This is a genomic window from Brevundimonas balnearis (assembly GCF_042434805.1).
In the GTDB taxonomy this organism is placed as follows: Bacteria; Pseudomonadota; Alphaproteobacteria; order Caulobacterales; family Caulobacteraceae; genus Brevundimonas; species Brevundimonas balnearis.
The window spans coordinates 53,864-72,142 of record NZ_JBHLSW010000005.1 but is presented as its reverse complement, the minus strand read 5'-3'; the positions used below and the strand labels follow the sequence as shown (position 1 = coordinate 72,142).

Genomic DNA, 18,279 nt, shown 5'->3' with positions numbered 1-18,279 from the left:
GGGGAGAAGGTGGGCCGCAGCGCGGCTCGGATCAGGGGGCTTGCTCAGCTCGCACATGGTCAAGAGGTGGGCGGTGGACACTTCCCCCTCATCCGTCATGCTCCGCATGCCACCTTCTCCCCCGAGGGGAGAAGGACGACGATCCGTCATTCCGCCAGCACCCGCATCAGGTCGAGCCGGATCAGGCGGGCCAACTCGGCGGCGGCGCGCTCCTCGCCGTCCTGCTGGGCCGCGATGGCGGCGTAGGGCTGGTCGGCCGCCGCATAGGTGGTGGTCACCACCTCGCGTCCGGTCGCCGGCGCGCCCCCGCCCGACGGCGTCAGGGTCCAGTCGCCGGTCACCACCAGCTCATAGCGCACCGCCGTGTCATCGATCCTGCGCCCCAGCGGACGGCGCTGCTGATCCACCGCCACCTCCAGCCTGTGGGTCGTCGCCGCGCCGGGGTTCCGCCCCAGCGCGTCCTCCAGCTGCTCGCGCAGGCGATAGCCCAATCGGTCGTCCGGCGTGGACACGGCGATGCGCGACAGGGTCCCCAGCTCGGGCTCGGCGTACAGCGGCGTGAATCCGCAACCGCCCAGCGTCAGCAAGGCCAGGGCGACCGCCGCGCGGCGCATCAGGCGATCACCAGGTTGACGATGCGGTCCTTGACCACGACCACCTTCTTGATGGCCTGGCCTTCCAGCTTCGCCTTGACGGTCTCGTCGGCCAGCACCAGCGCCTCCACCTGCGACGGCTCCATGCCCCGCGCCACGCGGATTTCGGCGCGCCGCTTGCCGTTGACCTGGATCGGCAGGACCACCTCGTCGTCCGCCGCCAGCGCCGGATCATAGACCGGCCAGGGCGCGTCGAGAACCATTCCTTCCATGCCCAACCGCGTCCAGCCTTCCTCGGCGAGATGCGGGGTGAAGGGTGCGATCAGTCGGGCCAGCGCCGACAGGGCCTCGCCCCGCGCCGCGCCGCCGGCCTTGTCGTGGTCGCGAAGGGTGGCGACGAAGGCGTAGAGCTTGGCGATCGCGGAGTTGAAGCGGAAGCCTTCGACTCCTTCGGTCACCGCCTTGATCGCCTTGTGGGTCTCGCGGCTCAGCGCCTCGTCGGCCGCCGGATCGCCCGGCTTGTCGGCCTCGTGCGCGTCGAACAGGGCCCAGGCGCGCTGCACGAACCGGCCCGCGCCCTCCAAGCCGCCGGCGGTCCACTGCACGTCCCGCTCCGGCGGGCTGTCGCTGAGGACGAACAGCCGCCCGGCGTCGACCCCGTGGCTCTCCAGGATCTCGGCCGGCGCCACGACGTTCTTCTTGGACTTCGACATCTTCTCGATGTCGCCGATGGTCAGGGTCTCGCCGGTCGACAGCTGGCGCGCGCGCCGCGCCCCGCCCTCGGTGACGATCTCCACGTCCGTGGGCTCGACCCAGGTTCCGTCGGCCCGGCGATAGGTCTCGTGGACCACCATGCCCTGGGTGAACAGCCCGGCGAAAGGCTCGCGCACGTCCATCAGGCCCGCGTCCGACAGCGCCCGTGAGATGAACCGGGCGTACAGCAGATGCAGCACCGCGTGCTCCACCCCGCCGATGTACTGGTCCACCGGCAGCCAGCGGTTCGCCGCCGCCCGGTCGATCGGCGCATCGGCCTTCGGATCGGCGAAGCGGGCGAAGTACCAGCTGGAGTCCACGAAGGTGTCCAGGGTGTCGGTCTCGCGCACCGCCTTGCCGCCGCAGGACGGACAGGCGACGTGCTTCCAGGTCGGATGCCGGTCCAGCGGATTGCCGGGGACGTCGAAGCTGACGTCCTCCGGCAGCACCACGGGCAGCTGGTCGTCCGGCACGGGGACCGCGCCGCAGCTCTCGCAGTGGATGATCGGGATCGGGCAGCCCCAGTAGCGCTGGCGGCTCACCCCCCAGTCGCGCAGGCGATAGATGGTCGCGCCCTGCCCCTGGCCCATGGCCTCGATCTTCTCGATCGCCGCCGCCTTGGCCGCCTCGATGTCCAGCCCGTCCAGGAAGTCTGAGTGGAAGATGCGGCCCGGCCCGACATAGGCCTCGTCGGCCACGTCGAAGTCCTCGCCCGCCCCGTCCGGCTTCACCACGGGGATGACGGGCAAGTCGTACTTCCGGGCGAAATCCAGGTCGCGCTGGTCGTGGGCCGGGCAGGCGAAGATCGCGCCCGTGCCGTATTCCGACAGGATGAAGTTGGCGATCCACACCGGCAGCTCGCGCCCGTCGAAGGGGTGGACGACCTTCAGGCCCGTGTCGAAGCCGATCTTCTCGGCCTGTTCGATCTCCGCCTGACTGGAGCCGCCCTTCCGGCACTCGGCCACGAAGTCCGAGACCGCCGGGTTCGCCGCGGCCAGCTGCTGCGAGATGGGGTGGTCCGGGGCCAGGCCGATGAAGGAGGCGCCGAAGAGCGTGTCCGGGCGGGTCGTATAGACCTCCACCGCCTCACGCCCCTCGGGGGCCGCGCCCTCGGCGAAGCGCCAGCTCATGCGCAGTCCCCTGGACCGGCCGATCCAGTTCTCCTGCATCAGCCGGACCTTGTCCGGCCAGCGGTCCAGCGTGGCCAGGCCGTCGATCAGTTCGTCGGCGTAGTCGGTGATCCGCAGGAACCACTGGTTCAGCTTGCGCTTCTCGACCACCGCGCCCGAGCGCCAGCCGCGCCCGTCGATGACCTGCTCGTTGGCCAGGACGGTATTGTCGACCGGGTCCCAGTTGACGACTCCGTCCTTGCGATAGACCAGGCCGCGCTCGAACAGCTTCAGGAACCACGCCTGCTGCTTTCCGTAGTATTCGGGATCGCAGGTGGCGAACTCCCGGTCCCAGTCCAGCGACAGACCCAGCAGCTTCAGCTGGGACCGCATGTTGGCGATGTTGTCGTAGGTCCAGGCCTTGGGATGGACCTTCCGCTCCATGGCCGCGTTCTCGGCCGGCATGCCGAAGGCGTCCCAGCCCATGGGGTGCAGCACGGCGAACCCCTGGGCCCGCTTGAAGCGCGCCACCACATCGCCCATCACATAGTTGCGGGCGTGCCCCATGTGGATGTTTCCCGAGGGATAGGGAAACATTTCAAGCACATAATAGGTCGGTCGGCCGTCGTCGGCTTGCGGCGCGGAAAAGGCGTTCGCCGCCTGCCATCGCGCCTGCTGGCGGGGCTCGGCGGCTTTCGGATCGTAGCGGGCCATTCGGTCCTGAGGCGGGAGGAGTGTCGGTCCGGCTCAGCCGCCGGCGGCGAGGTTCAGCTGGCGCGCGCGCGTCAGGATGGCGTTCTCGAGGTCCGCCTCGGTCTGGGCGGCGAGCGGCGCGGTCGTCCACTGGCCCGAGGCGTCCTGAACTTCCTTGGTCACGCTGACGTTCAGGGCGTCGGCGCGCAGGCGTCGATCAAGGATGAACACCGTCGCCTTGAAACGCTCGTTGGGAACCTGCGGATTGACGTACCAGTCGTAGTTGATGACGCCGCCCCAGGGGTCCGCCGTGGTCAGGGGCATGAACGACAGGGTGTCGAGAGACGCGCGCCACAGGAAGGCGTTGACGCCGATGCCGAGTCGCTCGGTCGCGTCCGCGGGCTCGCCGCGACCCCCGAGGCCCAACCCCCCGCACCCGGCCAGACCTGTCGCCGTGAGCGTCATCGCCAGGGCGATCGAGGCGCCGCGAACCATGCCCATAGGTCTCATCTCCGTCGTGATCGAGGCCGTCCGGCCGCTCCGGCCGGTCGAGGCGCTCGTCGGCGCCCCCGCGCCCTGCTTCGTCTATAGCACGGCGAAAAGGGGCTCTGACAAGCGTGGAGCCCCGGCCCGGGCCGTGACGAAGGGGACACACGCGCCGGGGGAACGAAGTTCGCCGAGGAGGGGTTCATTGACCGCGGCCGGCGGAGGGATCAAATGCCAGTTTCAGAGACCGGTCGAACCGGCGTTGAGGGATGGCTTGGGATGCGCGCTCGCGGCGTCATCGGCGGACTGGCGGCGATCTTCGTGATCGCGAGCGCCGGCGCGGCCGTCGCCCAGTCGCCCGCCCAGAGCCAGACGCCCGCGGCCACGCCGAACGCCCGGACGACGCTCCAGCTCAACGAGGCGCGCGCCGCCCGGCGCAGCCTGCAGTTCAACGAGAACGGGCGCTGGAGCCTGAACCTCAACATGCAGCAACCGGTCGGCCGCGAAACCGAGTGGGGCGATGTGGAGGCCGGGGCCTACTATCGCGTCAATCCTCGCCTGCGTCTGGGGGCGTCCGCCGGTCTGGGCCGCCCCGAGACCGATCCCGCCCGCGCCGCCGAAAGCGATCGCCGCGCCCAGCCGCGCGTGCGCCTGGAATCGATCTTCCGCTTCTAGTCGGAACCGAAGGCCCGCCGGATCGCGTCCACGCCGGCGATTCCGCTCGCGCCGGTCCCCCGGAGCGTCCCGACGTTTCCCGCCGTCAGCCCGCCCAGCGCCACCACCGGCAGCCGGGTCGTCGCCGCGAGCTTCGCCACCCCGTCGGGCCCCAGCGGCGCGCCGCTCGAGCGTCCGCCGGGGACGAACACCGGCGAAAGCATCGCGAAATCCGCACCCGACGCCGCGGCGTCAGCCAGCGCCCTCGCGTCGTGGCAGGCCGCGCTGATCAGTCGATCAGGGCGCCTGGCGCGCAGGCGCGCCGCCCGGTCGATCATCCGCTCCGGCAGATGCACGCCGTCCGCCCCCACCGCCTCGGCCAGATCCGGATCGGCGGCGATGAGGAAGATCACCCCCGCCCCGGCCGTCGCCGTCCTCAGCCGCCCGGCCCAATCCAGAGCTTCCGGCCGCCCGAAGTGGCGCAGGATAACCCCCGCGCCCGCGGGCAGGCGCGCCGCCGCGCCCCACGGCTCCGGCGTCCGCTCCGGGTCGGTGAGGAACCACAGCGGCGGGATCGATCGGCCGGCGGGGCTGACGCGGGCGTTCTCCCGGCCTAGATCAAGCGCCGTGGCCCAAAGGGTCCTCGCTTCAGCCGACAGGGTCATGACCGATCTCTCGCCCGACCACCCCGCCGCGTCCAGTCCGAGCGTCGCCGAAGCCTTCGCCCGCGCCCGCCATCGCATCTCCAGGGCGGCTCGCGCGGCGGGGCGGCCGGATGAGGACGTGGTCCTGGTCGCGGTGACCAAGACCCAGTCCGACGCCGCCGTCGAGGCGGCGCTCGCGGTCGGCCAGCGGACGTTCGGCGAGAACCGGGTGCAGGAGGCGCAGGCGCGCTGGGCCGGACGCAAGGCCGTCCTCCCGGACCTGAATCTGCGCCTGATCGGCCCGCTCCAGACCAACAAGGTCGTCGACGCGCTGCGGCTGTTCGACGTCATCGAGACCCTGGACCGGGAGAAGCTGGCCCGTGCGCTGGCGGAGGCCGGATCGAAGCTGGGCGTCCGGCCGCGCGTGCTCGTTCAGGTCAATACCGGCGCGGAGCCCCAGAAGGCGGGGGTCCTGCCGGGCGAGGCGCCGGCCCTGATCGCGGCGGCCCGGGCTCTGGACCTGGCGGTCGAGGGGCTGATGTGCATCCCGCCGGTCGATGAGGCCCCGGGCCCTCATTTCGCCCTGCTGGCGAAGATCGCCGCCCGTGAAGGCCTGGGCGTCCTGTCCATGGGCATGAGCGACGACTATGAGACGGCGGTGCGCTTCGGGGCGACCCATGTGCGGCTGGGATCGGCGCTGTTCGGGCCGCGCTCGAAGCCCGCACCTTGAACCAGCGGCGATTTTCGGCGTTTCCGGCCTTGGCGTGGCCGTATCGCGTCGCCATTGTCTAGGTCATGCCCAGCCCCAAGAGCCTGCTCATCATCGACGACGACGACGACCTGCGCGAAGCGCTGGCGGAGCAGCTGGCGCTGCATGAGGAGTTCCGGCCGATCCAGGCCGCGACCGCCGCCGACGGGCTCAAGCTGGGGCGCGAGACGCGCGCCGACCTGATCATCCTCGACGTCGACCTGCCCGACATGGACGGGCGCGAGGCCTGTCGTCTGCTGCGCAAGGACGGCATCTCGACCCCGATCATCATGCTGACCGGCCAGACCTCCGATTCGGACGCGATCCTGGGCCTTGACGCCGGGGCCAACGACTATGTGGCCAAGCCCTTCCGCTTCGCCGTGCTTCTGGCCCGCATCCGCGCCCACCTGCGCAGTCACGAACAGTCCGAGGACGCGGTCTTCTCCATCGGGCCCTATGAGTTCCGCCCCGCCGCCAAGGTCCTGATCGACGCCAAGGGCAGGAAGATCCGCCTGACGGAGAAGGAGACCAACATCCTGAAGTACCTCTATCGCGCCGGCGCCAAGGCGGTGTCGCGCGAGGAGCTGCTGACGGAGGTCTGGGGCTACAACGCTGGCGTGACCACGCACACGCTCGAGACCCACATCTATCGCCTGCGCCAGAAGATCGAGCCCGAGCCGGGCCAGGCGCGGCTGCTGCTCACCGACACCGGGGGCTACAGGCTGCAGCCCTGAGGCCGGGGCTCAGCCGCCCTTTCGCGCCAGCCAGATGGTGGCGTTTCCGGCCGAGGCGTCGTCGGTGACCTGCTCCACGACCCGCAGCCGGCCGCGCGCCAGGGCCGCCGCGTAGGCCCCTGGGTCCAGGCTGGCGTGGTAGAGCGGAACGCCGTTCCAGTCCCCCAGGCGCTCGTCGGCCCGATCCCCGGACGTGAACATGGCCACGCCGCCCTCGACCAGCCAGCCGCCGATGCGGGCGATCAGCTCGGCCTGCTGCGCCGGCCTCAGGTGGAACAGGCTGTGCCAGGCGATCACGGCGGCGACGGGCGCGCCCGGCGTGAACGCCCGCATGTCCGCCTCCACCCAGGTCTGGTTCGGCCAGGCCGCGCGGGCGTGGTCCAGCAGGGCCGCGGAAGCATCGACACCGATCACGCGCCTGCCCCGCGCGATGAGATAGCGGGCGACCGGCTCGCCGAAGCCGCAGCCGAGGTCCAGCACCGGCCCGTCGGGCGCCAGGGCCAGGAAGCGGTCGAGCCAGGGCCGCTCGAACAGGGTGGTCGTGCGCCGCGCCACATAGTCCGCCGCGCCGTCGCGATACAGGTCCACGACCGCCGAGGCGGCGCGAGTCAGCGCATCAGGCGTCGGCACAGGTCGTCCAACTGCTCCAGGGACTCGAACCGGAGCTTCAGGTCGCCCCGGCCGTCCCGATAGGTCAGCTGAACCCCGAGGCCGAGGACTTCCGCCAGGTCGTGTTCCAGAGCGACGATGTCGGGCGAGGTGTCGCGGGGGGCCGATCGCCCCGCCGGGCGCGGCCTGACGCCCTGCACCGCCTGGCGCGCGAGGGCTTCGGTCTGGCGCACGTTCAGCGACTTCGACAGCACCTCCTCGGCCAGGGCGGCCGGGTCGGGGGTCGTCACCAGCGCCCGCGCGTGACCGGCGCTGAGCCGCCCGTCGGCGACCATCTCGAGCACCGGATCGGGCAGTTGCAGCAGACGCAGGACGTTGGCCACATGGCTGCGGCTCTTGCCGACGACCCCCGCCAGCGCGTCCTGGGTGCGGCCGAAGCGGTCCATGAGCTGGCGATAGGCCTGAGCCTCCTCGACGGGGTTCAGATCCGCGCGCTGGACGTTCTCGATGATGGCGACCTCGAGCACCTCGACGTCGTTCATCTCCCGCACGATGATCGGGGCCTCGCTCAGACGCGCGGCCTGGGCGGCGCGCCAGCGCCGTTCGCCGGCGATGATCTGCCAGATCCCCGGCTCGCCGGGCTGCTCCCGCACCAGGATCGGTTGCAGCACCCCCTTGTCACGGATCGAGGCGGCCAGTTCGTCGAGCTCCGCCTGGGCGAAGCGGCGGCGCGGCTGATCGGGATTGGGGCGGATGCTCTCGATGGGAACCAGGCGCACCCCGCCCTGGGCCGCGACGGCGCCCGCGACCGGCGTCTCGATCGCGATATCCTCCCCAAGCAGCGCCGACAGGCCGCGCCCCAGTCCCCTCTGACGTTCACTCACAGGCGTTCCGCCCTCTTCTGTCCGCGGTTTCGATTTGGCTCAGGCCGCCTGGCGACGCCGGCGCTCGCGCGACACCACCTCGCGGGCCAATTTGAGATAGGCTTGGCTGCCGGCGCACTTGAGGTCATAGATCAGCGCCGGCTTGCCGAAGGACGGGGCCTCGGACACCCGCACGTTACGGGGGATCACGGCCTCATAGACCTTGTCGCCGAAGTGGGCGCGGACGTCGTTCGCGACCTGGCCTGACAGGGCGTTGCGCCGGTCGAACATGGTCAGGACCAGTCCCTGGATCTCCAACGCCGGGTTCAGGCTGCGCTTCACCATGTCGATGGTGCGCATGAGCTGCGACAGGCCTTCCAGGGCGAAGAATTCGCACTGCAGCGGCACCAGCACCGCGTCCGCCGCCGCCATGGCGTTCAGCGTCAACAGGTTGAGCGACGGCGGGCAATCGATCAGCACATAGTCGTACCGGGTGTGACCGCCGCCCTGAGGTCCCCCCTGACCCTGTTTCGCCAGGGCGTCGCGCAGCCGATAGGACCGCCGATCGGCGTTGGCGAGTTCGATCTCGATGCCTGACATGTCCGCGTCGGCCGGGATGATCGACAGGCCCGGCACCGCCGTCGCGACCGCGGCGTCGTCCACGGCGCGCCCATCGACGATCACGTCGTAGATGGTCACCCGCCGCGTTTCACGTGGAACGCCCAGGCCGGTGGACGCATTGCCCTGCGGGTCCATGTCGACGATCAGCACCCGCTCGCCGATCGCGGCGAGCGCGGTCCCCAGGTTGATGGCGGTGGTGGTCTTGCCCACCCCGCCCTTCTGGTTGGAGACGGCGAGGACGCGCGTGGGGCGTTCAGCGGACACGGCGAAGACTCCGGACGAGAACGAGGCGGCCGCGTTCGTCGCTGGCCGAGGGAAGAAGCTCGGCCTCGAAATGCCAGGATTTCCGCGCCTGAAGCAACTCGTCCTCCACGCGCTGTCCCTTCAGGAACAGACCTTGTCCACCGGCGGCGATGTAGGGCTGTGCGTAACCCAGCAGCCGTTCCATCGGCGCGACCGCGCGCGCGGTCACGACCTCGACCTTCAGCCGCTGATCCTCGGCCCGGCCGTTGACCACCGTGGCGGGCAGGCCGAGCTCGTCAACGATGCACTCCAGAAAGCGGCAGCGCTTCGCGAGGCTCTCGACGAGCCAGACGTGCGCACCCGCTCGGCCCTTCAACAGTATGGCCAGGATCAGACCCGGGAAGCCCGCGCCGGCCCCGAGATCGGCCCAGGTCACAGCCCCCGGTTTCACGTGAAACAGCTGGGCGCTGTCCCAGGCGTGCCGGTTCCAGAAGTCGGGAAGGCTGTCGGGGCCGACCAGGTTCATCACGGCGTTCATGCGCGTCAGCCGCGCCTGGAAGTCGTGCAGGTCCGCCATCGCGGAGTCGCTCGCTCCGGTGCGCGCCTGGAACGCCTCGGGCGTCATCAGGCGGCTGCGTCCCGGTCGGCGCGTCGCACATGCGCCAGCAGCGCCGTCAGGGCGCCGGGCGTCACCCCCTCGATCCGCCCCGCCTGGCCGAGCGTCGTCGGACGCACGCGCGCCAGCTTCTCACGCACCTCGGACGACAGGCCGCCGATCGCCGCATAGTCGAGATCGGGCGGCAGCATCAGGGCCTCGTCCCGCCTCAAGGCTTCCGCGTCCGCCGCCTGACGGTCCAGATAGCCCGCATAGGCCGCGTCGATCTCCACCTGCTCCCGGATGTCCTCCCGCCAGCCGGCGATATCCGGCGCGGCGGCCACGAAGTGATCCAGGGTGACGCCCGGATAGGCGAGAAGGTCCAGGATCGACCGCCGCTGGCCGTCGGCGTTGACCGCGATCCCCAGGCTCGCGGCCTCCTTCGGGGTGAAGCGGGTCTCCCGCGCCAGCCGCTGGGCCGCCGCCAGCGCGACCGCCTTGGCCTCGAAGGCGGAGCGTCGGGCGGGGCCAGCGAGACCCAAATCCGTCGCGAGGGGGGTCAACCGTTGATCGGCGTTGTCGGCCCGCAGCGACAGTCGGTATTCGGCCCGGCTGGTGAACATGCGGTAGGGCTCGGTCACGCCGCGTGTGACCAGATCGTCGATCATGACGCCGATGTAGGCCTGGTCGCGGCGCAGGATCACCGCGTCCAGGCCGGCCGCCGCGCGGGCGGCGTTCAGGCCGGCCATCAGCCCCTGGGCTCCCGCCTCCTCATAGCCGGTGGTGCCGTTGATCTGACCGGCGAGATACAGGCCGGGCAGCGCCTTGACCTCCAGCGCCGGCGTCAACTCGCGCGGGTCGACGTAGTCGTACTCGATGGCGTAGCCGAAGCGGAACACCTCCACCGCCTCCAGCCCCGGAATGGTGCGCAGGAACGCCAGCTGGGTCGCGTCAGAGACCGAGGTGGAGATGCCGTTCGGGTACACGGTGGGATCGTCCAGCCCCTCGGGCTCGAGGAAGATCTGGTGCGAGGTCTTGTCGGCGAACCGGACCACCTTGTCCTCGATCGAGGGGCAGTAACGCGGCCCGCGACCTGACAGGCGGCCGCCGTAGACGGCCGACTCGCCGAGGTTCTCGGCGATGATGCGATGGGTCTGTTCGGTCGTATGGGTCACGCCGCAGGCGATCTGCGGCACGGTGATCCGGTCGGTCATGAAGCTGAACGGGACGGGCCGATCGTCGGCGGCCTGCATCTCCAGCCGGTCCCAGGCGATGGTGCGGCCGTCCAGCCGCGCGGGCGTGCCCGTCTTCAGCCGCCCGAGCGCGAGGCCCGCCGCGTGCAGATCCTGGGCCAAGCCGGTGGAGGGCGCCTCGCCATGACGCCCGGCCGGCACGCGAAGATCCCCTCGATGGATCACCCCGTTCAGGAAGGTGCCGGTGGTCAGCACGACGGCGTCGGCCGCCAGCGCCCGTCCGTCCGCGGTGACGACACCCCGAACCCGACCGTCGATCAACCTCAGCCGCTCGGCCGCGCCCTCCACCAGGACGAGGTTCGGCGTGGCCGCCAGTTCGGCCTGCATGGCCTCACGATACAGTCGCCGGTCGATCTGGCTGCGGGGGCCCCGCACCGCGGCGCCCTTGGAGCGGTTCAGCATGCGGAACTGGATGCCGGACATGTCCGCCATCCGGCCCATCAGGCCGTCCAGGGCGTCGATCTCGCGGACAAGATGGCCCTTGCCGAGGCCGCCGATGGCCGGATTGCAGCTCATCTCCCCGATCGTGTCGAGACGCTGGGTCAGCAGCGCCGTCCGCGCGCCCAGGCGCGCGGAGGCCGCGGCCGCCTCGCAGCCCGCGTGGCCACCGCCGATCACGATCACATCAAAGGAGAGCGCCGTCGTCATGGGCGGCGACACATAGGCGAAAGGGGCCGAAATCTCCAGATGCGGCGGTCCGCTGTTTCACGTGAAACGGCGCTGGGACGATCTCCTATTTGCCGATGCAGAAGTTGGCGAAGACCTCGCCCAGGATCTCCTCGACCCCGACGGCTCCCGTGACCGCCGCGAGCGCCGCCCCGGCGCGACGAAGCTCCTCCCCGGCCAGCTCCGGGGCGTCGGCCAGCCGGTGGCGCGCCGAAAGCGCCGCCGAGCGGGCCGCCTCCAGCCGCCGCCGATGGCGCGCCCGGGTCACGGGCGGAAAGTCCGATCCCGACAGGGCCGCGGTCACCCGGTCCGTCAGCGCGGCGCGCAGCGCCTCCAGACCCGCGCCGGTCGCCGCGCTCACCGAAAGCCCCTCCCCTGCCGGGGCGCCCAGATCGGCCTTGGTCCAGACGATCAGGTCGCCGGACCTGACGAAGGGCGCCGCGGCGCCGTCGGGATCACCTGGGGCGCGCACCCACAGCCGGAGGTCCGCCGACTCCGCCCGCGCCCGGGCGCGCCGGACGCCCTCGGCCTCCACCGCGTCGTCGCTGTCGCGCAGCCCCGCCGTGTCGGACAGGATGACGCGATAGCCGCCGAGCGTGAGTTCCGCGTCCAGCACGTCCCGCGTCGTGCCCGGGATCGGGGTCACGATGGCCGCGTCGCGGGCGACGAGCGCGTTGAACAGGGAGCTCTTGCCGGCGTTCGTTTCGCCGATCAGGACCACGCGATAGCCGTCGCGCACCCGCTCGCCCCGCGCGGCGTCGCCGAGCGCCGCCTCCAGCGCCTGGATCAGCTCATCGAGCACCGGACCGGCCGAACGGGCCAGGTTCTCGGGCACATCCTCGTCGGGGAAGTCGATCTCCGCCTCGACCAGCGCCAGCGCGCGCACGAGGCGGGCCCTCAGCGCGGCGTAGGTCTGGGCCAGCGCCCCCTCCAGCTGGCCGAGCGCCTGCCGCGCCTGGGCCGAGGTCTCGGCGTCGATCAGGTCCGCCACGGCCTCGGCCTGGGTCAGGTCCATCCGGCCGTTCTGAAAGGCGCGACGGGTGAACTCCCCCGGCTCGGCGGGCCTCAACCCCGTGTCGATCAGGGCCGCGCTGACCGCCTCGACCACCGCTCGACCGCCGTGCAGATGCAGCTCGGCCACGTCTTCGCCGGTGTAGCTATGGGGCGCGACGAACCGGAGCACGAGCGCCTGGTCCAGCGCCGCGCCCGCATGCGCCAGCGTGCGCACGCCGGCCAGACGCGGCTTCAGGCCGCCGGCGCCGAGCGCCTCCAGCGTCCCGGCCACCTGCGGCCCCGACAGGCGGATCACCGCGACAGCGCCCCGCCCCGGCGGCGTCGCCAGGGCGAAGATGGTGTCGTGGCTCACACGCCGCCCCCTTCTGGCGCCAGGCGACCGAACCGCGTCCGAGGATGCGAGACGGGCCTCACGCCCTGGAGCCCGACACAGCCGCCTCCATCAGGCGGCGGAACTGGTCCTGGGCCTGCACGCCGAAGCTGGTCCAGGTCTTCATCAGCTCCTCGGGCTGCATGGCCTGCATGTTCTCGGCCATCCGTCGCTGCATCTCGGCCACCAGATGCTCATTCAGCGGCGTGACGTCCGGCAGCCCCAGAAAGGCGCGGGCCTCGACGGGGGTACAGTCGATCTCGACCTTGATATTCATCGGCGGGCTCCAACTTCCACCAGGCCACCTTTGGCGCAAACCCCGGCCGGAAGGAACCCGCCATGAGCCAAGCCGAGCATCGCGCCATTCGCCTGAACCAGACCGGCGGACCTGAGGTCCTGGAGCTTCACACAGTGGCGACGCCAGAGCCCGGCGCGGGCGAGATCCGTGTGCGTCACGCGGCGATCGGGCTGAACTTCATCGACATCTACCAGCGGGACGGCCTTTATCCCCTGACCTTCCCGACTGGCCTGGGCCTGGAAGCCGCCGGCGTCGTCGAGGCGGTCGGGGACGGCGTCACCCGCTTCGCACCGGGCGATCGCGTCGCCTACGCCAACGGCCCGGTGGGCGCCTACGCCGACACCCATGTGGTCCCGGCGGATCGGGCCGTGACCGTACCTCAGGACGTCGACCTGACGACGGCCGCCGCCGCCCTTCTGAAGGGCATGACCGCCGAGATGCTTCTGCGCCGGGTGTTTCACGTGCAACAGGGCCACGTCGTCCTCGCCCATGCGGCCGCCGGAGGCGTCGGCCTCATCCTTACCCAATGGGCCAAGGCGTTGGGCGCCACGGTGATCGGCACGGTCGGCGACGAGGCCAAGGCCGAGTTGGCGCTCGCCAACGGCTGCGATCACGTGATCCTGTACGACCGCGAGGACGTGGCGGCGCGGGTCCGGGAGATCACCGACGGGCAAGGCGTCGAGGTCGTGTACGATTCCGTGGGGGCCGCGACCCTGGAGGCGTCGCTCGCCAGCCTGAAGCGACGCGGCATGCTGGTCAGCTTCGGCAATGCATCCGGGCCCGTGCCGCCGATCGCGCCGCTCAGGCTGTCACGCGGTGGCTCGCTCTATCTGACCCGGCCCACCCTCTTCGACTATGTCGCCACGGTCGAGGAGCTGGACGCCAGCGCCAAGGCCCTGTTCGACGTCATCCGGTCGGGCGAGGTGAAGGTCCGCATCGGCCAAACCTTCCCCCTCGAGCGGGTCGCCGACGCCCACCGGGCGCTCCAGGGCCGCGCCACCACCGGCTCGACCCTGCTGATCCCCTGAGTTCCCCGGAGGCGGCCCCCGCCCTCAAACAGCGAGGCGCAGAACGCCGAGCGGTAGGGCGACTCCAACACGCCCTCAAGCAGCGAGCGACGGCGTCGCGAGCGGTAGGGCAAGCCTCACGTATTCATGCTCTGGAAGAACTCGCTGTTGGTCTTCGTCTGGCGCAGCTTGTCGAGCAGGAACTCGATCGCGTCCTGCGGGCCCATGGGGTTCAGGATGCGGCGCAGCACATAGGTCTTGGTCAGCTGGTCCTTCGGCGTGATCAGATCCTCTTTCCGCGTGCCGGATTTCAGCACGTCGATGGCGGGGAAGATGCGCTTGTCGGCCACCTTCCGATCCAGCACGATCTCCGAGTTGCCGGTGCCCTTGAACTCTTCGAAGATCACCTCGTCCATGCGGCTGCCGGTGTCGATCAGGGCCGTGGCGATGATGGTCAGGCTGCCGCCCTGTTCGATGTTCCGGGCGGCGCCGAAGAAGCGCTTGGGCCGCTGAAGCGCGTTGGCGTCCACGCCGCCGGTCAGGACCTTGCCCGACGACGGCACCGTGGCGTTGTAGGCGCGGCCCAGGCGGGTGATGGAGTCCAGCAGGATCACCACGTCCTTCTTGTGCTCGACCAGGCGCTTGGCCTTCTCGATCACCATTTCGGCGACGGCGACGTGACGTGACGCCGGTTCGTCGAAGGTGGAGGCCACGACCTCGCCCTTCACCGTGCGCTGCATGTCGGTGACTTCCTCGGGCCGCTCGTCGATCAGCAGCACGATCAGGAACACCTCCGGGTGGTTGGCCTCGATCGACTTGGCGATGTTCTGCAGCATCACCGTCTTGCCGACGCGGGGCGGCGCCACGATCAGGCAGCGCTGGCCCTTGCCCAGGGGCGCCACGATGTCGATGACCCGCCCCGACCGGTCCTTCAGGGTCGGGTCCTGGATCTCCATGTGCAGCCGCTCTTCGGGATAGAGCGGAGTCAGGTTGTCGAACAGGACCTTGGTCTTGACCGTCTCGGGGTCTTCCAGGTTGATCGTGTCGACCTTCAGCAGGGCGAAGTAGCGTTCGCCCTCGCGCGGGCCGCGCACCGCCCCGTGGATGGTGTCGCCCGAGCGCAGGCCGAAGCGCCGGATCTGCGACGGCGAGACATAGATGTCGTCCGGCCCCGGAAGGTAGTTGGCGTCCGGGCTGCGCAGGAAGCCGAAGCCGTCCGGAAGGATCTCCAGCACGCCGTCGGCGATGATCTCGACCTCCTCGTCGGCCAGGGCCTTGAGGATGGCGAACAGCAGGTCCTGACGGCGCAGGTTCGAGGCGTTCTCGACCTCCAGCTGTTCGGCGAAGGCGACTAGGTCGGCGGGGGTCTTCTCGTTCAGCTCGGCCAGGGTGATGCGGCCGTTCGGCACGATCGGCTCGCCGTCCTCCTCGTCCTCCTCGGCGGAGGTGTCGACGCCCTGGTCCTGGTCCTGCTCGGTCGCGCCGGCGTCCAGTTCCGGGGTTTCGGGGGCGGTCGGGTCGGTGTCGCGCACGTCGGTCATGGTCGAAAACTCTTCAAGCGCGCGCGTCCGCTCGCGGGGGCGAGGGCGGACGGGCTGACGATGTCATGGCCTCGCGGCCGGAGGGAGACGCGGAGGGTCCCGGGCCACAAGGCGCGGGGTCCGCGAAAGGAAGGGAGCCCAGCCGAACCACAGGGGCGAAACGGCGTCAAGCGGAACGGGAGATCAGGCTCCCCACTCCAAGGTGACGGACAGGACCATGACGATGGCGATGAGGAAGGGAATCTCGTTGGTCATCCGCCAGAAGCGGCCTGTGCGGACCGACGTCCCCGCCTGGACGCGACGGAACTCGGCCGACAGATAGCCATGCCACCCGCTCAGCGCCAGGACCCCCGCCAGCTTGGCGATCATCCAGGGCTGGTGGGCGAAGCTCCAGTCCGCGCCGCTCCCGCTGCGGAGCCAGAACAGCCACAGGCCCAGACCCCAGGCCAGGATCATCGCCGGGTTGACGATGATCTTGAGAAGACGCCGCTGCCAGGTCCGCAACAGCGCCCGCATCTCGCCCTTCAGCGGCTCGGCCTTGTCCGCCTGCTCGGCGTCATAGGCGTAGAGACGGGGCAGGAACAGCAGACCCGCCATCCAGGCGATCACCGCCAGGATGTGGAGGCCCCGCGCGAGATCATAGAGGTTCACGCCGCCCGCCTTTCCCGCTGACACGGGCAGGCCTTCCAGCGGCCCTGACAACCCGGACCGAACGGCGCCACGCCGGTGCGGCCCAGGCCGTCGATCACGGCATCGGCCAGGGCGCCCACGAACGCCGGGTGCAGGCTGACGGTCGGCGCCCGCAGATAAGGCGCGACGCCCTCCTCGTGGGCCAGCTCGCCGTATTCCTCGTCCAGCTCGACCAGGGTCTCGATATGCTCCGAGACGAAGGCGATCGGGACCAGGACGACCCCCTTGCCGTCCCGACCGGCCTGTTGGATGGCGTCCGGCGTCGCCGGGCCGAGCCATTTCAGCGGCCCGACGCGGCTCTGGTAGCAGATCGACCAGTCGATCGGGCCCAGCCGCGCGGCCACGGCGGCGCAGGTGGCCTCGATTTGCTCCTGATACGGATCGCCCTTCTTCGCCACGAGCGTCTCCGGAATTCCGTGGGCGGAGAACAGCACCCGCACCGGCCGATCGCCGGCCTCGGCCAGCTTGGCGCGGATCAGGTCGGCCTGGGCTTCGATCCATCCATCGGCGCGCGGATAGCAGCAGACCGTACGGCTCACCCCCGGCCCGCGGTAGGTCTCGTTCCAGAGCTTCAGCGAGGACTGGCTCGTGGTGGTCGAGAACTGCGGATAGAGCGGCAGGAGCACGATTTCGTCGGGCGCAAAGGCGGCGACCTCGGCGGCCGTCTGCTCCGTCAGCGGATTCCAGTACCGCATGGCGATGAAGACGCCGACCTCGTCGCCGGGACGGCGGCTCTGAAGCTCGGCCTTCAGCGCCTCGGCCTGGCGGCGGGTCTCAGGAAGAAGGGGCGATCCGCCGCCCATGCGGGCGTAGTTGGCCTGGGCCTCCTTCTCGCGCCGGCTGGAGATCAGACGGGCCAGAGGCGTGCGCACGACGCCGGGCAGGCCGATGATCGCCGGGTCGTTGAACAGGTTGAACAGGAAGGGCTTCACGTCGGCCTGGCCATCCGGCCCGCCGAGGTTGAACAGAACGACGGCGATCCGCCGTCCGTTGGCCGCGCTCATTCCGCGCCGATCCTCTTCAGCACCTGTTCCACATGGGCGATCGGGGTGTCGGGCAGGATCCCGTGGCCCAAGTTGAAGACGTAGGGACCGCCGGCCCAGGCGTCCAGCAGCTGATCGACCCTGCGATCCAAGGCCGCGCCCCCGGCTCGCAGCAGCAGCGGGTCCAACGCCCCCTGGATCGGCTTGATCGCCTGCACCCGACGACCGACCTCGAGCGGACAGGCGGTATCGAGCGCCACCAGCTGCACGTCACAGGCCCGGGCGTAGTGTTCGGCGATGGCCGCCGAGCCGCGCGGGAAGCCGATCAGGGGCGCGGTCACGCCCAGCTCGCGCACTCTCGCGACCAGCTTCTGGTGCGGCTTCAGCACCAGTCGGTCGAACAGGTCGTCCGACAGGCCCTCGGCCCAGCTCTCGAAGATCTTCAGCGCCTGGGCCCCGGCGTCGGCCTGCATCTTCAGATAATGGGCGGTCGCCTCCACCAACACGTCCAGAACGGCGTCGACCTTCTCCGGTTCGCGATAGGCGAAATCCCGCGCCTCGGCCCTCTGGCCCTTGCCGATCGCGCGTTCGCCGCCGTCCAGCATGTAGGTGGCGACGGTCCAGGGCGCGCCCGCGAAGCCGATCAAGGCCCGGTTGGCCGGCAGGGCCGCGCGCACCCGCGACAGGGTCTCGCCGACCTGGGACAGGGCGCCGCCGGCGTCAGCCGACCGCTCCGCCATCGCCTCGACCGGCGGAAGCGGCCCCAGGACCGGCCCCTCCCCCGCCTCGAAGGCGACCTGCTGGCCCAGCGCCCGGGGGATCAGCAGGATATCGGCGAACACGATGGCCGCGCTGAACGGAAACCGCCGCATGGGCTGGAGCGTCGCCTCGGCGGCCTTCTCCGGGTCCAGGCAGAAGGCGATGAAGTCCGGCGCCGTCGCCCGCAGCGCGCGATACTCCGGCAGGTATCGACCCGCCTGCCGCATGAACCACACGGGCGGCGTCGCCTGACGCTCCCCGGCCAGCACCTTCAGGAAGGGCGCCTCGCCCAGGGTCGGAACGGTCTCAAGGCCGGAGGTCATGACGGGGCTCTAGGCCGGTCGACGCCAAGG

General features: G+C 70.6%; 19 protein-coding genes. 4 read left to right on the top strand and 15 right to left on the bottom strand.

The features are described 5' to 3' along the window. Positions 1-146 precede the first annotated feature (146 nt). Genes lptE through ACFFGE_RS07470 form a run of 3 tightly spaced genes read right to left on the bottom strand, consistent with a single transcriptional unit; the run spans position 147 to position 3,649 of the window. Positions 147-614, bottom strand: coding sequence for an LPS assembly lipoprotein LptE (lptE, locus tag ACFFGE_RS07480; protein WP_376835688.1), 468 nt, complete (start codon positions 612-614; stop codon positions 147-149). Beyond that, a complete protein-coding gene (gene leuS, locus ACFFGE_RS07475) occupies positions 614-3,169 on the bottom strand; it encodes a leucine--tRNA ligase (RefSeq protein ID WP_376835687.1) in 2,556 nt (851 codons plus the stop codon). The genes lptE and leuS overlap by 1 nt, the downstream gene beginning before the upstream one ends. Positions 3,170-3,202: 33 nt before the next feature. Beyond that, a complete protein-coding gene (locus ACFFGE_RS07470; RefSeq protein WP_376835686.1) occupies positions 3,203-3,649 on the bottom strand; it encodes a DUF3576 domain-containing protein in 447 nt (148 codons plus the stop codon). Between the two features lie 264 nt (positions 3,650-3,913). Between ACFFGE_RS07470 and ACFFGE_RS07465 the strand changes: the two genes are divergently transcribed. Then, positions 3,914-4,309 carry an NtrZ family periplasmic regulatory protein gene (locus tag ACFFGE_RS07465; protein ID WP_376835685.1) on the top strand — a complete coding sequence of 132 codons (396 nt, stop codon included), beginning with the start codon at positions 3,914-3,916 and terminating at the stop codon, positions 4,307-4,309. On the opposite strand, the gene ACFFGE_RS07460 is transcribed toward ACFFGE_RS07465, so the two are convergent. Further along, positions 4,306-4,953 carry a thiamine phosphate synthase gene (locus ACFFGE_RS07460; RefSeq protein WP_376835684.1) on the bottom strand — a complete coding sequence of 216 codons (648 nt, stop codon included), beginning with the start codon at positions 4,951-4,953 and terminating at the stop codon, positions 4,306-4,308. The two genes, ACFFGE_RS07465 and ACFFGE_RS07460, sit on opposite strands and share 4 nt — an antisense overlap. Between ACFFGE_RS07460 and ACFFGE_RS07455 the strand changes: the two genes are divergently transcribed. Together ACFFGE_RS07455 and ACFFGE_RS07450 are read left to right on the top strand one after the other, a co-directional pair. Further along, positions 4,952-5,662 (top strand): YggS family pyridoxal phosphate-dependent enzyme, encoded by a 711-nt coding sequence (locus ACFFGE_RS07455; RefSeq protein WP_376835683.1) that lies wholly within the window; start codon positions 4,952-4,954, stop codon positions 5,660-5,662. The genes ACFFGE_RS07460 and ACFFGE_RS07455 overlap by 2 nt on opposite strands. Before the next feature lie 65 nt (positions 5,663-5,727). Continuing rightward, a complete protein-coding gene (locus tag ACFFGE_RS07450; RefSeq protein WP_376835682.1) occupies positions 5,728-6,414 on the top strand; it encodes a response regulator transcription factor in 687 nt (228 codons plus the stop codon). Between the two features lie 9 nt (positions 6,415-6,423). Here ACFFGE_RS07450 and ACFFGE_RS07445 read toward each other — a convergent pair whose 3' ends face one another. The 7 genes from ACFFGE_RS07445 to ACFFGE_RS07415 all read right to left on the bottom strand — a co-directional run bounded on the left by ACFFGE_RS07445 (position 6,424) and on the right by ACFFGE_RS07415 (position 12,925). After that, entirely contained in the window at positions 6,424-7,044 is a 621-nt protein-coding gene (locus tag ACFFGE_RS07445) for a class I SAM-dependent methyltransferase (protein WP_376835681.1), read from the bottom strand. After that, the gene (locus ACFFGE_RS07440; protein ID WP_376835680.1) at positions 7,023-7,907 is read right to left on the bottom strand and encodes a ParB/RepB/Spo0J family partition protein; all 885 of its coding nucleotides are present in this window, start codon (positions 7,905-7,907) and stop codon (positions 7,023-7,025) included. Before ACFFGE_RS07440 ends, ACFFGE_RS07445 begins: the two co-directional genes overlap by 22 nt. A gap of 39 nt (positions 7,908-7,946) precedes the next feature. After that, a complete protein-coding gene (locus ACFFGE_RS07435; protein WP_376835679.1) occupies positions 7,947-8,771 on the bottom strand; it encodes a ParA family protein in 825 nt (274 codons plus the stop codon). Then, entirely contained in the window at positions 8,761-9,375 is a 615-nt protein-coding gene (gene rsmG / locus ACFFGE_RS07430; RefSeq protein ID WP_376835677.1) for a 16S rRNA (guanine(527)-N(7))-methyltransferase RsmG, read from the bottom strand. Before rsmG ends, ACFFGE_RS07435 begins: the two co-directional genes overlap by 11 nt. After that, positions 9,375-11,246 carry a tRNA uridine-5-carboxymethylaminomethyl(34) synthesis enzyme MnmG gene (gene mnmG, locus ACFFGE_RS07425; protein ID WP_376835675.1) on the bottom strand — a complete coding sequence of 624 codons (1,872 nt, stop codon included), beginning with the start codon at positions 11,244-11,246 and terminating at the stop codon, positions 9,375-9,377. The genes rsmG and mnmG overlap by 1 nt, the downstream gene beginning before the upstream one ends. Before the next feature lie 85 nt (positions 11,247-11,331). Then, positions 11,332-12,630, bottom strand: coding sequence for a tRNA uridine-5-carboxymethylaminomethyl(34) synthesis GTPase MnmE (gene mnmE, locus ACFFGE_RS07420; protein ID WP_376835673.1), 1,299 nt, complete (start codon positions 12,628-12,630; stop codon positions 11,332-11,334). Positions 12,631-12,688: 58 nt separating this feature from the next. Next, the gene (locus ACFFGE_RS07415) at positions 12,689-12,925 is read right to left on the bottom strand and encodes a DUF6489 family protein (RefSeq protein ID WP_376835671.1); all 237 of its coding nucleotides are present in this window, start codon (positions 12,923-12,925) and stop codon (positions 12,689-12,691) included. A gap of 62 nt (positions 12,926-12,987) precedes the next feature. On the opposite strand from ACFFGE_RS07415, the gene ACFFGE_RS07410 reads away from it, so the two are divergent. After that, complete coding sequence (locus tag ACFFGE_RS07410) at positions 12,988-13,974, top strand: quinone oxidoreductase family protein (protein WP_376835669.1); 987 nt, start codon at positions 12,988-12,990, stop codon at positions 13,972-13,974. Between the two features lie 116 nt (positions 13,975-14,090). Here the strand turns inward: ACFFGE_RS07410 and rho are convergent, their stop codons facing one another. The 4 genes from rho to hemE all read right to left on the bottom strand — a co-directional run bounded on the left by rho (position 14,091) and on the right by hemE (position 18,249). Continuing rightward, positions 14,091-15,494: a transcription termination factor Rho gene (gene rho, locus ACFFGE_RS07405; RefSeq protein WP_376835667.1), complete on the bottom strand. Its 1,404-nt coding sequence runs from the start codon at positions 15,492-15,494 to the stop codon at positions 14,091-14,093. Positions 15,495-15,677: 183 nt separating this feature from the next. Further along, on the bottom strand, positions 15,678-16,145 hold the full coding sequence (locus ACFFGE_RS07400; RefSeq protein ID WP_376835665.1) for a CopD family protein: 468 nt from the start codon (positions 16,143-16,145) through the stop codon (positions 15,678-15,680). Next, positions 16,142-17,188, bottom strand: a complete 1,047-nt coding sequence (gene hemH, locus ACFFGE_RS07395) for a ferrochelatase (RefSeq protein ID WP_376835663.1) — start codon at positions 17,186-17,188, stop codon at positions 16,142-16,144. The genes ACFFGE_RS07400 and hemH overlap by 4 nt, the downstream gene beginning before the upstream one ends. Beyond that, positions 17,185-18,249 (bottom strand): uroporphyrinogen decarboxylase, encoded by a 1,065-nt coding sequence (hemE, locus tag ACFFGE_RS07390; RefSeq protein WP_376835661.1) that lies wholly within the window; start codon positions 18,247-18,249, stop codon positions 17,185-17,187. The genes hemH and hemE overlap by 4 nt, the downstream gene beginning before the upstream one ends. Positions 18,250-18,279 lie beyond the last annotated feature (30 nt).

What these genes read in the sequence shown, in the direction of transcription:
- lptE (WP_376835688.1), bottom strand. Translation starts at nt 614, where the DNA reads ATGCGCCGCGCGGCGGTCGCCCTGGCCTTGCTGACGCTGGGCGGTTGC.
- leuS (WP_376835687.1), bottom strand. Translation starts at nt 3,169, where the DNA reads ATGGCCCGCTACGATCCGAAAGCCGCCGAGCCCCGCCAGCAGGCGCGA.
- ACFFGE_RS07470 (WP_376835686.1), bottom strand. Translation starts at nt 3,649, where the DNA reads ATGGGCATGGTTCGCGGCGCCTCGATCGCCCTGGCGATGACGCTCACG.
- ACFFGE_RS07465 (WP_376835685.1), top strand. Translation starts at nt 3,914, where the DNA reads ATGCGCGCTCGCGGCGTCATCGGCGGACTGGCGGCGATCTTCGTGATC.
- ACFFGE_RS07455 (WP_376835683.1), top strand. Translation starts at nt 4,952, where the DNA reads ATGACCGATCTCTCGCCCGACCACCCCGCCGCGTCCAGTCCGAGCGTC.
- ACFFGE_RS07460 (WP_376835684.1), bottom strand. Translation starts at nt 4,953, where the DNA reads ATGACCCTGTCGGCTGAAGCGAGGACCCTTTGGGCCACGGCGCTTGAT.
- ACFFGE_RS07450 (WP_376835682.1), top strand. Translation starts at nt 5,728, where the DNA reads ATGCCCAGCCCCAAGAGCCTGCTCATCATCGACGACGACGACGACCTG.
- rsmG (WP_376835677.1), bottom strand. Translation starts at nt 9,375, where the DNA reads ATGACGCCCGAGGCGTTCCAGGCGCGCACCGGAGCGAGCGACTCCGCG.
- mnmG (WP_376835675.1), bottom strand. Translation starts at nt 11,246, where the DNA reads ATGACGACGGCGCTCTCCTTTGATGTGATCGTGATCGGCGGTGGCCAC.
- ACFFGE_RS07415 (WP_376835671.1), bottom strand. Translation starts at nt 12,925, where the DNA reads ATGAATATCAAGGTCGAGATCGACTGTACCCCCGTCGAGGCCCGCGCC.
- ACFFGE_RS07410 (WP_376835669.1), top strand. Translation starts at nt 12,988, where the DNA reads ATGAGCCAAGCCGAGCATCGCGCCATTCGCCTGAACCAGACCGGCGGA.
- rho (WP_376835667.1), bottom strand. Translation starts at nt 15,494, where the DNA reads ATGACCGACGTGCGCGACACCGACCCGACCGCCCCCGAAACCCCGGAA.
- hemH (WP_376835663.1), bottom strand. Translation starts at nt 17,188, where the DNA reads ATGAGCGCGGCCAACGGACGGCGGATCGCCGTCGTTCTGTTCAACCTC.
- hemE (WP_376835661.1), bottom strand. Translation starts at nt 18,249, where the DNA reads ATGACCTCCGGCCTTGAGACCGTTCCGACCCTGGGCGAGGCGCCCTTC.